The sequence below is a fragment of the Oryzomicrobium sp. genome, assembly GCF_021287045.1.
GTDB lineage: Bacteria > Pseudomonadota > Gammaproteobacteria > Burkholderiales > Rhodocyclaceae > Oryzomicrobium.
In genome coordinates this window covers 1-13,841 of the sequence record NZ_JAJTBG010000021.1, presented here as the reverse complement: position 1 = coordinate 13,841, position 13,841 = coordinate 1, and the positions used below count along the sequence as shown (strand labels likewise).

Annotated in this window: 12 protein-coding genes and 1 tRNA gene; 3 read left to right on the top strand and 10 right to left on the bottom strand. The window is 67.7% G+C overall.

From position 1 onward, the window contains the following. Window positions 1–36: 36 nt before the first annotated feature. From LWW89_RS16920 to LWW89_RS16885, 8 genes are all read right to left on the bottom strand, one after another. Window positions 37–537: a hypothetical protein gene (locus LWW89_RS16920; RefSeq protein WP_293266309.1), complete on the bottom strand. Its 501-nt coding sequence runs from the start codon at window positions 535–537 to the stop codon at window positions 37–39. After that, window positions 534–908 carry a HypC/HybG/HupF family hydrogenase formation chaperone gene (locus LWW89_RS16915; RefSeq protein ID WP_293266307.1) on the bottom strand — a complete coding sequence of 125 codons (375 nt, stop codon included), beginning with the start codon at window positions 906–908 and terminating at the stop codon, window positions 534–536. The genes LWW89_RS16920 and LWW89_RS16915 overlap by 4 nt, the downstream gene beginning before the upstream one ends. Then, on the bottom strand, window positions 908–1,642 hold the full coding sequence (locus tag LWW89_RS16910) for a HyaD/HybD family hydrogenase maturation endopeptidase (RefSeq protein WP_293266305.1): 735 nt from the start codon (window positions 1,640–1,642) through the stop codon (window positions 908–910). Before LWW89_RS16910 ends, LWW89_RS16915 begins: the two co-directional genes overlap by 1 nt. A 188-nt stretch (window positions 1,643–1,830) precedes the next feature. After that, a complete protein-coding gene (locus tag LWW89_RS16905) occupies window positions 1,831–2,211 on the bottom strand; it encodes a HigA family addiction module antitoxin (RefSeq protein ID WP_293266303.1) in 381 nt (126 codons plus the stop codon). 2 nt (window positions 2,212–2,213) lie between these two features. After that, window positions 2,214–2,921 (bottom strand): Ni/Fe-hydrogenase, b-type cytochrome subunit, encoded by a 708-nt coding sequence (cybH, locus tag LWW89_RS16900; RefSeq protein ID WP_293266301.1) that lies wholly within the window; start codon window positions 2,919–2,921, stop codon window positions 2,214–2,216. 43 nt (window positions 2,922–2,964) lie between these two features. Continuing rightward, the gene (locus LWW89_RS16895) at window positions 2,965–4,758 is read right to left on the bottom strand and encodes a nickel-dependent hydrogenase large subunit (protein ID WP_293266299.1); all 1,794 of its coding nucleotides are present in this window, start codon (window positions 4,756–4,758) and stop codon (window positions 2,965–2,967) included. Window positions 4,759–4,761: 3 nt separating this feature from the next. Beyond that, window positions 4,762–5,856 (bottom strand): hydrogenase small subunit, encoded by a 1,095-nt coding sequence (locus LWW89_RS16890; RefSeq protein ID WP_293266297.1) that lies wholly within the window; start codon window positions 5,854–5,856, stop codon window positions 4,762–4,764. Between the two features lie 315 nt (window positions 5,857–6,171). Then, window positions 6,172–6,247: transfer RNA gene (locus LWW89_RS16885), tRNA-Thr, on the bottom strand. Between the two features lie 139 nt (window positions 6,248–6,386). Here LWW89_RS16885 and LWW89_RS16880 point away from each other — a divergent pair. Both LWW89_RS16880 and LWW89_RS16875 read left to right on the top strand, forming a co-directional pair. After that, window positions 6,387–8,231: a GGDEF domain-containing protein gene (locus LWW89_RS16880; protein ID WP_293266295.1), complete on the top strand. Its 1,845-nt coding sequence runs from the start codon at window positions 6,387–6,389 to the stop codon at window positions 8,229–8,231. A 121-nt stretch (window positions 8,232–8,352) separates the two neighbouring features. Beyond that, window positions 8,353–9,915: an MFS transporter gene (locus tag LWW89_RS16875; RefSeq protein WP_293266293.1), complete on the top strand. Its 1,563-nt coding sequence runs from the start codon at window positions 8,353–8,355 to the stop codon at window positions 9,913–9,915. Here the strand turns inward: LWW89_RS16875 and LWW89_RS16870 are convergent. Both LWW89_RS16870 and aceK read right to left on the bottom strand, forming a co-directional pair. Beyond that, window positions 9,912–10,481: a pseudouridine synthase gene (locus LWW89_RS16870; RefSeq protein ID WP_293266291.1), complete on the bottom strand. Its 570-nt coding sequence runs from the start codon at window positions 10,479–10,481 to the stop codon at window positions 9,912–9,914. The two genes, LWW89_RS16875 and LWW89_RS16870, sit on opposite strands and share 4 nt — an antisense overlap. Window positions 10,482–10,552: 71 nt before the next feature. Beyond that, entirely contained in the window at window positions 10,553–12,346 is a 1,794-nt protein-coding gene (gene aceK / locus LWW89_RS16865; protein ID WP_293266289.1) for a bifunctional isocitrate dehydrogenase kinase/phosphatase, read from the bottom strand. A 206-nt stretch (window positions 12,347–12,552) separates the two neighbouring features. On the opposite strand from aceK, the gene LWW89_RS16860 reads away from it, so the two are divergent. Beyond that, window positions 12,553–13,841, top strand: a 1,289-nt coding sequence (locus LWW89_RS16860; protein ID WP_293266287.1) for an NADP-dependent isocitrate dehydrogenase, incomplete at its 3' end; no start/stop codon positions are given.

Here is a 13,841-nt window from a genome sequence, read left to right as displayed (position 1 = left end):
TGCGTTCTTGTCGCGTGATCGAATGTTCGTGCGGGCTCAGGCGCCGCAGGAGGGGGCGGCGGAGGCCACCGGGATGGCGAAGCCCGGGGCCCGGCGCGTTTCGCCGTCCACCAGGGCGCCCAGTTCGCGCTGGTACACCGCCCAGTCGCGCATGCCCTCGATGGCCCCCAGGTAGGCGCCGTCGCGCAGGGCCACCACCGCCGGCCAGACGCGCACGCCGTAGCGGCCGGCCAGGGCACGGGCCAGTTCTAGGGGCAGCACCGCCAAGCGCACCGGCCGGGGCAGGTGCTTGACCGCCTCGGGCAGCACCACCGCCACGTCGTGGCTTTCCGGCACCCGGTCCGGGGCCTCGGCGAACAGCACCAGGGCCTCGCCCGGAGCGGCGGCGAAGGCGTCGAAGGCCTCGGCGGTGGCGGGCACGGCAAAGCCGTGGCGGCTTTCCAGGCGGCGGATCAGCTCGGCCAGGGGATCGGCGGCCACCAGGCCGGGGATGGCCTGGCCGACGGCGTGAGGATCGAGGGTTTCGGTGGCGGTCATGGGCGTTTCAGATGGTCGGGGAGTTCGGGTTCCCGGTTGGCCAGATCGGGGAAGAAGGCGTCGAAGGCGGCCGGATCGATGGGCGCCCCGGAACTGGCGGCATCCTGGGCGGCTTGCAGGGCCACGTCCAGGGCGGCGAGGGCGGCGGCGATCTGGGCGGCCTCGGCGGCGGAGATGCGCTCCCGGGCGGCGCCGAGGAAGGTGAGCAGCCACTCGCCCTCTTCCACCGGGCCGAGCAGCAGGGTGTCGATGGTTTCACGGCCGGTGCTGCCGTCGCCGGGCCAGGGGGCGCAGCGGGCGAGCAGGCGCTCACCCTCCCCGGCGCTTTCCGGGGCGACGGCCAGCACGCGCATGGGGATGCCGACGCACATCAGGCGGCTCCCTGGACGTTCGCAGCGCCGACGTCGCCGGCAGCCCCCGCGATCTCGTCGCGGCGGTTGAGGAAGCGCGGGTCGCCGAGGCGCCAGGCCAGAGTCTCGTCGGGGCGGCCGGCTTCGTAGATGGACTGGTCGAGGCTGGCGTCGGCCAGGGTCTCGGCCAGAGGTTCGGGGCGCCGTTCCGGGGCGAAGCCCCAGGCGGCGAGCTGGGCCACGGCGGCGTCGATGGCCGCCGGGATGCGCGCCTGGATCAGGGGGCGCAGGCTGCCGCCGTAGTCGGCCAGGTCCTCGGGCTGCACGCCGATCAGCACCATGGTGTCGGGCAACTGGCCGGTGAAGGCGGCGGCGGCCAGCACTTCCTGGAAGCCGGTCTGGTGCAGGCTCATCTTCTTGGCGCCCATGAAGCGGGGCACCTCGTCGTCGCGCACCACCTTCACCTCGCCGGGTTGCAGGCCGTAGTCCACCGCGTCGAACACCAGCAGGCGGCGGGCGCCCTGGATGTAGGGCAGCAGGTACATGCCCTGGGTGCCGCCGTCCATCACCGCTACGCCGGCGGGCAGGCGCCAGTCCCGGTGCAGGGTCTCGGCGCAGCGCACGCCGAAGCCCTCGTCGGCCCAGAGCAGGTTGCCGATGCCGAGGACCAGCACCTGGGAATCGGTGCCCGCGGCAGGGTCGAGGTCGAAAGGGGTCAGGGCTGACGTGGCGGACATGGTGGATAGGGCAGACATGGCGGTGGTCGGGACCTTGGCAGGGGCGCGGCGCGCCCGTTGTAACGGTTGGCGTTACATATCAAGGTCCGTGCCACCCCGGCCTTGCGGGATGAAAGGCCGTGAAAACAGCAGGTTGCGTAAATCAGCAGGGATAAGCGCGGCAACAGGCCGTCAGGCCGGCTGCCAACCCGGCGGGCAATTGGAAATCAGCTTTCCACCACCGGGCGGTGGCGGTGCTTCCAGGCCTGATAGAGATCCCATTCCAGTTGCAGGTGCAGCCAGAAGCGGGCGTCCTGGCCGAAGTGCAGGGCCAGGCGCAGGGCGGTGTCGGCGCTGATGGCGCGGCGGCCGACGATGATCTCGTTGAGGCGGCGGCGGGAGATGCCCAGGGTGCGGGCGAGGGAATCCTGGGAGAGCCCCAGGGGCCGCATGAAGCGGGTGTGGAGAAAATGGCCGGGGTGGGCGGGTGCCCGCCCCGGCGAAAAGGGGCGCCGGAGGAGGAGTGGCGTCCCAGTCGACCGGCCCGGGCGCGCCAATCCGGGAGCGGGGTCGCCGCTGGATTGCCGCGCCGGGGACGGTCGCACCATCGTCAATCCTTGAACATCCGGTGGCCGGAGACCATGGTCGAGATCAGGCTCTGCCGGCTCATGATGTCTTCGCGGATGGCCGCATAGACGTGGATCATGACGAACACCACGAAGGCCCACATGGCCAGCCGGTGCCAGGTGTGCACGTCCTGGCTCTGGCCGAACAGGGGGATCACCCAGCTGGTGAACAGGGTGTGGGTCCAGTGCCCGGCCTGGGCGCCCTCGCCGTACAGGGCCAGCCCGGTGACGATGAGAAAGGTGGCACCCAGGGTGAAGGCGAAAAACATGGACAGCTGGGCCAGGGGGTTATGGCCGATGTACTTCTTGGGCTTCGGTTCGAGGAACAGGTACCAGCGCAGTTCGAAGAACACCTCGCCCCACCAAGCCTTGTCCCAGAAGGGCAGGATGAACAGCTGGCGGGCGTGGTGGTTGCCGACGAAGGCCCAGTAGATGCGCCCGATGAAGCCGAAGACGAAGACGTAGGCGGCGGCGAAATGGGCGAAGCGGATGGTGCCCATGACGTAGTGGTCGCTGGCCTCGCCGCCCATGGAGGGCAGGGGCTTGCCGATGAAGTAGCCGGTGACGGCCAGCACCACGATGGCCAGGGCGTTCACCCAGTGCCACAGGCGCACCGGGGCTTCGTACACGTAGTACGAGAGCACCTGGCGCCCGCCGGGGCCTTCGCCCCGGAATTCACGCTCGATATGCATGACGGACTCCTTTGCCGTATGAACCGGAACGCGACCGGGACGGTCAGCGCACCTTGACCGAGGTCATTTCCTGACCGTCGGGGCTCATCACGTGGGTGGAACAGGCCAGGCACGGGTCGAAGCTGTGCAGGGTGCGCAGAATCTCCAGGGGCTGGTCGGCCTTGGCCAGGGGCGTGCCGAGCAGGGAGGCCTCGAAGGCGCCGATGTTGCCGGCCGGGTCCCGGGGGCTGCCGTTCCAGGTGGTGGGCACGATGCACTGATAGTTGTCGATCTTGCCGTCCTTGATCTGGATCCAGTGGCCCAGGGCGCCCCGGGGCGCCTCGGTGAAGCCGACGCCCTTGCTGGCCTGGGGCCAGGTGGACGGGTCCCACTTCTCGACGTTGGCGGTGGTGGAATCGCCGGCCTTGAGGTTGGCGATCAGCCGGTCCTGGAAGTAGCGCATCTTCTCGGCGGCCCACTGGCATTCCAGGCCCCGGGCAGCGGTGCGGCCTAGGGTGGAGAACAGGGCGGTGAGGGGCACGTCGAGCTTCTTCAGCACCATGTCCACCGGGTCCTTGAACTCCGGGTTCTTCTGCACGTAGCCGATGATGTAGCGCGCCAGGGGGCCCACTTCCATGGCGTGGCCGCGCCAGCGCGGGGCCTTCAGCCAGGAGTACTTGCCGCCCTCGTCCAGGTTCTCGATGTTGGTCTTGGTGCCCTTGGCGTTCTTGCCCAGGACGAAATTGGGCTCGGTGACGCCGTCGAAAGGGTGCAGGCCCTTGGATTCGTCGGCGTACTTGTACCAGGAGTGGGAGACGAATTCCTGGATCTGGGCCGGGTCCACCAGGTCCACTTCATGGACCTTGGTCAGGTCGCCGTTGATGATGGCGCCCCGGGGCAGCAACAGGCTCTTGGCCGAGTAGTCGTTGGCGATGTCCGGCACGTCGCCGTAGGACAGCACGCTCTGGCTCGACAGGCCGCCGCCGTGCAGCCAGCCCTTGTAGAAGGAGGCGATGGCGAGCAGGTCGGGCACATAGACCTTCTCGACGAACTCGATGGTGCGGTCGATGATCGAGCTGACCAGGTTGAGCCGCTCCATGTTGATCGCGCCGACCCCGCCCACGTCGTTGATGTTGATGGCGCAGGGCATGCCACCGACGATCCAGTTGGGGTGTGGGTTCTTGCCGCCGTAGATGGCGTGGATCTTGACGATCTCCTTCTGGAAGTCGAGGGCTTCCAGGTAGTGGGCCACCGCCATCAGGTTGGCTTCCGGCGGCAGCTTGTAGGCCGGGCTACCCCAGTAGCCGTTGGAGAAGGGGCCGAGCTGGCCCGATTCGACGAACTTCTTCAGCCGGTTCTGCAGGTCGCGGAAGTAGCCCGGGGAGGACATCGGCCAGTCGGAGATGCTCTGGGCCAGCTCCGAGGTGCGCTTGGGATCGGCCTTGAGCGCCGAAACCACGTCCACCCAGTCCAGGGCGTGCAGGTGGTAGAAGTGCACCAGGTGGTCGTGCACGTACAGCGCCATCTGCATGATGTTGCGGATGCTGTTGGCGTTGTCGGGAATCTGGATGCCCAGGGCGTTTTCCACCGAGCGCACCGAGGTCAGGGCGTGGGTGCCGGTGCACACGCCGCAGATGCGCTGGGTGAAAGCCCAGGCGTCGCGCGGGTCGCGGCCCTTGAGGATGACCTCCAGGCCGCGCCACATGGTGCCGGTGGAAACGGCGTTGCGGATGACGTTCTTGTCGTCCACGTTCACTTCCACCCGCAGGTGGCCCTCGATGCGGCAGACCGGGTCGACCACGACCCGCTTGCCGGAGTTGTCCAGGCTGAAGCCGTTGGCGGTTTGTTGTGCGGCCATTGTTTACTCTCCCTGCTTCTGTTCTTGGCTGGCGTTGCCTTGCTTGACCTTGGCCCGGGACAGGGCGGTCACCGCAGCGTGGGCGGCGATCGCCGCGCCAACGCCGCCGGCCACGGCCATGCCCACCTTGTCGGCGTTGCTCTCGATGCCGAACTGCTTGATGTCGGTGATGCGGTCGTAGAACGAGCCCTTGTCCCAGAAGCCGTCCTCGGAACAGCCGATGCAGCCGTGGCCGGACTGGATGGGGAAGGACACGCCGCCGTTCCAGCGCGTGGTGGAACAGGCGTTGTAGGTGGTGGGGCCCTTGCAGCCCATCTTGTAGAGGCAGTAGCCGCGGCGCGCCGCCTCGTCGTCCCAGCCCTCGACGAACTGGCCGGCGTCGAAGTGGGGCCGGCGGTAGCACTTGTCGTGGATGCGCTGGCCGTAGAACATCTTCGGCCGGCCCTGGCGGTCCAGCTCGGGCAGGCGCTCGAAGGTGAGCATGTAGGTCACCACCCCGGTCATCACCTCGGCGATGGGCGGGCAACCCGGCACCTTGATCACCGGCTTGTCGGTGATCACCTTGTGCACCGGCGTGGCCCGGGTCGGATTGGGCTTGGCGGCCTGGACGCAGCCCCAGGAGGCGCAGGAGCCCCAGGCGATGATGGCCTTGCAGTCGGCGGCCATGTACTTGAGCTTTTCGACGAAGGGCTTACCGCCCTGGAAGCAGAACATGCCGTCCTCGTTGAGGGGCGGGTTGCCTTCCACGGCCAGGATGTAGTTGCCCTTGTACTTCTTCTTGATCTCGTCGAGGATCGCCTCGGCCTGGTGGCCGGCGGCGGCCATCAGGGTGTCGTCGTAGTCCAGGGACAGCATCGACAGCACCACGTCCTTGGCCAGGGGGTGGGCGGAGCGGATGAAGGATTCGGAGCAGCAGGTGCACTCCAGGCCGTGCAGCCAGATCACCGGGGTGCGCGGCTTGTTCTCCAGGGCGTGGGCGATCTTCGGCGCGAAGGCCGGGGCCAGCCCCAGGGAGGTGGCGGTGAGGCTGCAGAACTTCATGAAGCTGCGCCGGCTGATGCCCTGACGGCGCAGGACGTCGTAAAAGGTTTCGGTCACGGACGGTCTCCCCTCTCTTGTTCGATTCGGATGAAACACCTCTATCGAACCCGAGGGCGCAAGACCTGTGCCACCGTCCGGCACGGCAATATTTCGCTTTTATATCAATCGGATGAAAATCCGCGCCGGCCATCCCGCCCGCAACACCCGCCGCCAGCTTTGCACTGGCGGCACACAGCCGGAAACCTGCTAACCACCCCACCAAACCAGTGCCGGCCCGGTGCCCTGCCCCGGCCACGGGGCGAAAAAAAACGTCCAGGCCAGGGCTGGACGTTTTTCGCGGGCCGCGCCAAAACAAACCGGCCGTGGCGGGAGTGGTGCCGGCATCAGGAATCGAACCCGAGACCCCCTGCTTACAAGGCAGGTGCTCTACCAACTGAGCTATACCGGCAAAACCGCAGGCGCGGATTATAGCCCAACCCGTCCGCATGGCGTCCCCCCCTCCACGGAAACCCCCACTCGCCCTTACAATCAGAGTCCATATACGTCGTCGGCGAGCGTTTCGCCGTACCCTGCGGTGACCATCCATCATGGCGAACGCCGAACCAACCCCACTCGACATTGCCCGCGAGGCCTTGCTGCGCCTGGCCACCCGGCGCATCCCCCCCACTCCCGCCAACTACCGCGCCCTCTATCACGAGATCGCCGGCACCCAGGACGACGGCAGCGACGCCCTGCCCGACAGCGCCCTGAAAAACCTGGCGACGGCCCTGCCCCGGGCCACCCCGGCCCAGTTGCGGCTGGCCCGGGCGCTCGAGGACAACATGCAGAAGGGCGGCTGGAACGGCCTGCGCGACGCCCTGGTCCAGCACGCCAAGGAGCTGGAGGACCGGGCCGGCTGGGGCACCCTGATCAGCGAGTTGCTGCGTCAATGGGAACTGCGCCAGCCCGGCCTGACCGCGGCCCGCAAGCGCGAAGGCCTGCAACGGGTGCTGGCCAGCCAGGACGACGACGCCCTCTACACCCGCCTGCAAGGCCTGGTCCGGGGTTGGAGCGAGGCCGGCGCCGGCATGGCGGCCGAACCTGCCGACACCGAGCCCCTGGCCGACCTGGCCCCGGCCGAGGCGCCCCCCGACCCGGCCACCACCAGCAAGAGCGGACTGACCGGCTCCCAGTTCCTGGGCGGCTTCGCCGGCATCTCCCAGTTCTTCGCCGGCGGCGACGAGGGGGACGTGGAAGCCTTCGCCGACCTGCGCGAACTGCTCGCCACCGCCCTGGACATGGCCCTGGCGCCGGTGGTGCGCGACAACCCGGCAATGGCCGCCCAAGTCGCCGAACTGGCCACGGCGATGCGCACCGCCCGCTCGGTCAAGGCCCTGCGCGGCCTGACCGCCAAGGTCAAGCAACTGGCCTTCAAGATCGAAGTGTTCACCGGCGAACAGGCCGAGATCCGCACCGAACTGCTGCACCTGTTCGGCCTGCTGGTGGAGAACGTCGGCGAACTGGTGCTCGACGACCAATGGCTGCACGGCCAGGTGGAAATCGTCCGGGAGCTGGTGTCCCGCCCCCTGGACATCCGCAACCTGGAAGACGCGGAACGGCGCCTCAAGGAAGTCATCTTCAAGCAGAGCCAGCTCAAGCAAAGCCTGCAAGAAGCCCGGGAAGCCCTGAAGCAGATGCTGGCCGGCTTCGTGGACCACCTGGCGGATTTCTCCGAAAGCACCTCGGAGTACCACGACAAGCTGGAAACCTTTGCCACCAAGATTTCGTCGACCAACAGCCTGGCCGAGCTGGGGTCGGTGCTCGACGAGGTGATGCACCAGACCCGGGTGGCCCAGCTCAACACCCAGCGCACCCGGGACGAGCTGCGCGTAGCCCGGACCCGGGTGGAACAGGCCGAGGCCCGCATCAACGAACTCCAGGCCGAACTGGAACGCACCAGCGCCATGGTGCGCCACGACCAGCTCACCGGCACCCTCAACCGGCGCGGCCTGGAAGAGGCCCTGGAAAAGGAACTGGCGCGCAGCCGCCGCTACCAGTCGCCCCTGTGCATCGGCCTGCTCGACGTGGACAACTTCAAGAAGCTCAACGATTCCCTGGGCCACCAGGCCGGCGACGCGGCCCTGATCCACATGACCCAGGTGATCCGCGACGGCCTGCGCCCCCAGGACGCGGTGGCCCGCTACGGCGGCGAGGAATTCCTGCTGCTGCTGCCCAACACCCCCCGGGACGAGGGCGTGCTGGCCATGCAGCGCTTGCAGCGGGAGCTGACCCGGCGCTTCTTCCTGCACAACAACCAGAAGCTGCTCATCACCTTCAGCGCCGGGGTCACCGAGGTTACCGACCTGGACAACGAGGAAAGCGCGGTGGCCCGGGCCGACGCCGCCATGTACGCGGCCAAGCAGGCGGGCAAGAACCGGGTGTTCGCCGCCTGAACCGGCGGGGCGCCATGGCCGGGAGGGCTCACCCCAGGGATGGCCGGCGCCCGCCGCTTCGGCCGTCCGGGCCGGGTGTTCGCAGCCGACTTCCCGCGCCCCCCGCCGCCGGGGCCGCGCCGTGATCGATCCGGCCCCTGCCGACCCCGCCCCCGGCCACCACCTGGCCGGCTGGCACGAGCGCAAGAAGCGCCTGCTGATGCTGCTCCTGCCGGCCATCGCCGGCGTGGAGTTCCTCGAAAGCGGCATGTTCGTCTTTGCCGCCAGCCACATCGCCGGCGGGGTGGACGCCGCCCCCCGGGAATTCGCCCAGGTGCTGGCCGCCTACGCCATCGGCAGCATGATGATGATCGCCATGCAGCAGTGGCTTGCCCGCCACTTCGGCTACCGCCGCTACCTGGCCGCCGCCTTCGCCCTGTTCATTGCCGGGGCCGTGGCCAGCGCCCTGGCCGAGGGCCTCCAGGCCCTGACTCTGGCCCGGCTGGTGGAAGGCTTCGGCGGCGGCGCCCTGTTCACCAGCAGCCGCATCCTGGTGATGCTGCTCTTTGCCCCCGCGGAGCGCCCCCGGGCGCTGCGCCACTTCATCGTCGTGCTGTTCGGCCTGAGCGCCCTGGGGCCGGCCCTGTCGGGCTGGCTGGTGGAAAGCTGGGGCTGGCGCTGGGTGTTCGCCGCCCCCGTGCCCCTGATGGCCCTGGCGGCGGCGGGCGCCTGGATGCTGCTGCCCGACGCCGTGGGGCGCAGCGGTGAGCCGGTGCGCTGGGCCGCCGGCCCCCTGCTGTTGTTCGCCGCGGCCATCACCCTGGTCCAGCTCGGTCTGTCGGAAGCCCGCTACGACGTCTTCCTCAACCCCCTGCACCTGATCGCCCTGGCCCTGGCCGGGCTGCTGCTCCTGGGCTGGTTCGCCGCCCACCAGTGGGGCCACGACGAGCCCCTGCTGCGGCTGCGCGAGCTGCGCCACCCGGCCTACCTGCTCGGTCTGGGCTTCTACTTCATGCACTACTGCATGTCCAACGCCAGCAGCTACGTCTTTCCTATTCTGGCGGAACGGGGGCTGGGCATGCCCCTCTCCACCGTGGGCCTGCTCAACAGCTTCGCCGCCGCGGTGACCTGGGCCGCGGCCTTCGCCTACGTCCGGTTCGGCTCCAAACTCCCCGCCAAGCGGCCCCTGATGGCCGCCGGCGCCGCCGCCCTGGCCCTGTCGGCCTGGCTGCTGGCGTCCCAGCCGCCGGACGTCAACGTCGCCGCCCTGCTGCCCGCCCTGGCGGCCAAGGGCGTGTTCGGCGCCTTGTTCGTGCTGCCGGTGGCCGGCCTGACCTTCCGCGAACTGGGGGAGGAACGCTTCGCCCCGGGCTACCAGGGCAAGAACCTGATGCGCCAGTTGGCCGGCTCGTTCGGCACCTCCCTGGCGGCCATTGCCCTCACCGACCTGCAATTTTCCGCCCACACCCAACTCGCCGGGGGCATGGAGCACACCGTGTCGGCCGGCTGGATCGCCGCCCTGGAGGCCGGCTTTGCCGCCCGGGGCTTTTCCCCAGGCGAGGCCCACGCCGCCGCCCTGGCGGAAGTGGCCCGCCTGATCGGCCAGCAGACCCTGCTGCTGGCCTGCGACGAGTTTTACCGGCTGCTGGCGGTCCTGGCCGCCCTGGTGCTGGTCGCCGTGCTGTCCCAGCGCCGCTTCCGCTAACGGCCCGCCAGCAGGGCCGACCCGTCGCCCTCGCGCAGCGCCCACTCCCCCGGGGCCAGCCCGTCCACCGAGAAGGGGCCGACGGCGGCCCGCACCAGGCGCAGGGTGGGATGGCCCACCGCCGCCGTCATGCGCCGCACCTGGCGGTTCTTGCCCTCCTTGATGGTCAGCTCGATCCAGGCCGTGGGGATCGCCGCCCGGTAGCGGATCGGCGGGGTGCGCGGCCATAGCCCGGCGGGCTCGTCGATCAGCCGGGCCTGGGCTGGCCGGGTGCGGCCGTCCTTGAGATCCACGCCGTGGCGCAGGGCGGCCAGGGCGGCGGCATCCGGCACGCCCTCGACCTGGGCCCAGTAGGTCTTGGCCAGCTTGAAGCGGGGATCGGCGATGCGCGCTTGCAACGCCCCATCATCGGTGAGCAACAGCAGCCCCTCGCTGTCGGCGTCGAGCCGGCCGGCGGGATAGACGCCGGGCACGGAAATGAATTCGGCCAGGGAGCGCCAGCGCCCTTCCGGGGTGAATTGGGAGAGGACCCCGTAGGGCTTGTTGAGCAGCAGCAGGCGGGACATCGGGTGGAATCTGGATGGTCGGATGAAACTGACGGCGGCGGGGAATTCTGGAGAAACCCCGGGAGCGGACGTCAGGCGGTAGCGGGAGTGCCGGAAAAGCGCTGCGAAAAGCGCAGTTCCTCGGGATAGGGGAAGAAATCTTCGATGCGCCCCTCCCGGATCTTCTGCTGGGTGGCCTGCCAGAAGGCCGGGGCGAGCAGGTCCCGGTGGTACTTGAGGAAGGCGGCGCGGACGATGGGCGAGGAGCCGAGCAGGAAGGTGGCGAATTCCTCGGGGAAGACGTCGTTGCGCGCCACGGAATACCAGACTTCGCCGGACATTTCCATTTCCGGATAGGGGGCCTCGGGAATGGCGCGGAAGTTCACGTCGGTCATGTGCTCGATCTCGTCGTAGTCGTAGAACACGACGCGGCCGTAGCGGGTCAGGCCGAAGTTCTTCCACAACATGTCGCCGGGGAAGATGTTGGCGCTGGCCAGCTCCCGGATGGCGTTGCCGTACTCGCGCACGGCGTGGTCCACCTGTTCCGGGGTGGCCCGGTCCAGGTGCATGTTGAGGGGGATCATGCGCCGCTCGATGTAGAGGTGCTTGATCACCAGCTGCTCGCCGTCGTCCGCCTCGATCTGGGAGGGGGCCAGGTGCCGCAGCTCGTCGATCAGCTCGTCCGAGAAGCGCTGCCGCGGCAGGGCGGCGTGGGAGAACTCCAGGGTATCGGCCATGCGCCCCACCCGGTCCACCTGCTTGACCAGTTGGTACTTGTACTTGACCGTGGCGTGGTCCACCTCCTTGGTGGCGCCGAACACGTCCTTGATCACCTTGAACACGTAGGGGTAGGACGGCAGGGTGAACACCAGCATCACCAGGCCGCGGATGCCCGGGGCGACGATGAAGCGGTCCTGGGAGTGGCGCATGTGGTGGATCAGGTCGCGGAAGAACATGGTCTTGCCCTGCTTGCCCAGGCCGAGCATGGTGTACAGCTCGGAGCGGGGCTTGTTGGGCATGATCGAGCGCAGGAACTGGACGTAGCCCGAGGGCACTTCCATATCCACCATGAAGTAGGCCCGGGACAGGGAAAAGAGGATCGAGATGCGCCAGGCGTCGAGCAGCACCGTGTCCAGGTAGAGCTGGCCTTCGGCGCTGTGCAGCACGGGAATGGCGAAAGGGTATTCCTGGTGGCCGTTGATGGCCTTGCCGATGATGTAGGCGCCCTTGTTGCGGTAGAAGGCCGAGGCCAGCACCTGGATCTGGAAATTGGCCTCCCGGTTCGGCCAGGCGCCCCCCAGGTAATCGAGGACGGCCCGGCAGACGTAATCCACGTCCCGGTCCAGATCCTGCCACTCGCGCCGCCAGCCGAAATCCCGGACCACCTGGCGGATGGCGCCGTGCAGTCCGGTCAGGTGCGGGTAGTAGCTACGGTAGTTGGGCGGATCGGACTCGATGAACTCGGTGGAGATGGCCGGCCGGGCGAAGATGAAGTCGTTGTGGAAGTAGGTGCGGTGCAGGATCTTGCAGCACACCGAATTGAAGAAGGTCTCGGCCAGCTCCGGCTGCTTGTGGTTGAGCAGGAGGCCGATGTAGAGCAGCTTGACCTGCTGCCAGGTGGCATCGTCCAGGGTCTCGGCCTTGAACTCGTGGCGCAGGCGCTCGACGCACTCTTCCACCCGGTCATCGTAGAAGCGGATGCGCTCCTTCACTGCCGCATGCACCGCCGGCCAGTCGGCCCCCTCGAAACGCGCCTTGGCCTCCCGGCTGGTCTGGCGGAACAGCCGGTAGTGCTTGTCGAAACCGTCGATCAGGGCCTGGGCGATGCGCGGAGCGATCGCCGCCGTGGCGCCGGCGAGGGGGTTCGGGACAGGGGACGCATCCATGGCGGTAAGGAAGAGCGGAAGGAAAAAAAGGGGAGCAAACCGGAGGCAGCGGAAATCTTAGCACCGGCCCGGCCCGCCCTTCGGCGCACCTGTCCGGCCGGGGCGCCTCAAGGGCTGCGTTGCATACGGCGGGATATTGTTTCGGTGGGTGAGATATAATTCATAAGACTTCTGTCGCACCGACCAAACCTGTTCGAGGAATTAGCATGACTGCTGGGAAATCGAAAATCATCTACACGCTCACGGACGAAGCTCCCCTGCTGGCGACCTGTGCGTTCTTGCCGGTCATCCGGACCTTCACCGCGCCGGCCGGCATCGACGTCGCCGAAAGCGACATCTCCGTGGCCGCCCGCGTCCTGGCCGAGTTTTCCGATTACCTGACCGAAGAGCAGCGCGTCCCCGACAATCTGGCCGAGTTGGGCAAGCTGACCCTCCAGCCCGACGCCAACATCATCAAGCTGCCCAACATCAGCGCCTCCGTAGGCCAGCTGATGGCCTGCATCAAGGAATTGCAGGGCAAGGGCTACGCCCTCCCCGACTACCCGGAAAACCCCGCCAACGAAGAAGAGAAGACCCTCAAGGCCCGCTATGGCAAGTGCCTGGGCTCGGCGGTGAACCCGGTGCTGCGCGAGGGCAACTCCGACCGCCGTGCTCCCGCCGCGGTCAAGAACTACGCCAAGAAGCACCCCCACTCCATGGGCGAATGGAAGCAGTGGTCCCAGACCCACGTGTCCCACATGGAACACGGCGACTTCTACCACGGTGAAAAGTCCCTGACCCTGGACAAGGCCCGGGACGTGAAGATGGAACTGACCACCAAGAGCGGCAAGACCATCGTGCTCAAGCCGAAGGTTGCCCTCCAGGCCGGCGAGATCATCGACTCGATGTTCATGAGCAAGAAGGCCCTGTGCGAGTTCTACGAGAAGGAACTGGAAGACTGCCGCCAGGCCGGCATCCTCTTCTCGCTGCACGTCAAGGCCACCATGATGAAGGTCTCGCACCCCATCGTCTTCGGCCACTGCGTCAAGATCTACTACAAGGAAGCCTTCGAGAAGCACGGCAAGCTGTTCGACGAACTGGGCATCAACGTCAACAACGGCATGGCCAACCTGTACGAGAAGATCGACACCCTGCCCGAATCCAAGCGCGACGAGATCATCCGCGACCTGCACGCCTGCCAGGAGCACCGTCCCCGCCTGGCCATGGTGGATTCCGCCAAGGGCATCACCAACTTCCACTCGCCCAACGACATCATCGTCGACGCCTCCATGCCGGCCATGATCCGCGGCGGCGGCAAGATGTGGGGCGCCGACGGCAAGCCCTACGACGCCAAGGCCGTGATGCCCGAATCCACCTTCGCGCGCATCTATCAGGAGATGATCAACTTCTGTAAGTGGCACGGCAATTTCGACCCGCGCACCATGGGCACCGTGCCCAACGTCGGCCTGATGGCCCAGAAGGCCGAGGAATACGGCTCCCACGACAAGACCTTCGA

Excerpts from the sequence above, each read along its gene's own strand:
- LWW89_RS16920 (WP_293266309.1), bottom strand. The coding sequence starts at position 537 with ATGACCGCCACCGAAACCCTCGATCCTCACGCCGTCGGCCAGGCCATC.
- LWW89_RS16915 (WP_293266307.1), bottom strand. The coding sequence starts at position 908 with ATGTGCGTCGGCATCCCCATGCGCGTGCTGGCCGTCGCCCCGGAAAGC.
- LWW89_RS16910 (WP_293266305.1), bottom strand. The coding sequence starts at position 1,642 with ATGTCTGCCCTATCCACCATGTCCGCCACGTCAGCCCTGACCCCTTTC.
- LWW89_RS16905 (WP_293266303.1), bottom strand. The coding sequence starts at position 2,211 with ATGGTGCGACCGTCCCCGGCGCGGCAATCCAGCGGCGACCCCGCTCCC.
- cybH (WP_293266301.1), bottom strand. The coding sequence starts at position 2,921 with ATGCATATCGAGCGTGAATTCCGGGGCGAAGGCCCCGGCGGGCGCCAG.
- LWW89_RS16895 (WP_293266299.1), bottom strand. The coding sequence starts at position 4,758 with ATGGCCGCACAACAAACCGCCAACGGCTTCAGCCTGGACAACTCCGGC.
- LWW89_RS16880 (WP_293266295.1), top strand. The coding sequence starts at position 6,387 with ATGGCGAACGCCGAACCAACCCCACTCGACATTGCCCGCGAGGCCTTG.
- LWW89_RS16870 (WP_293266291.1), bottom strand. The coding sequence starts at position 10,481 with ATGTCCCGCCTGCTGCTGCTCAACAAGCCCTACGGGGTCCTCTCCCAA.
- aceK (WP_293266289.1), bottom strand. The coding sequence starts at position 12,346 with ATGGATGCGTCCCCTGTCCCGAACCCCCTCGCCGGCGCCACGGCGGCG.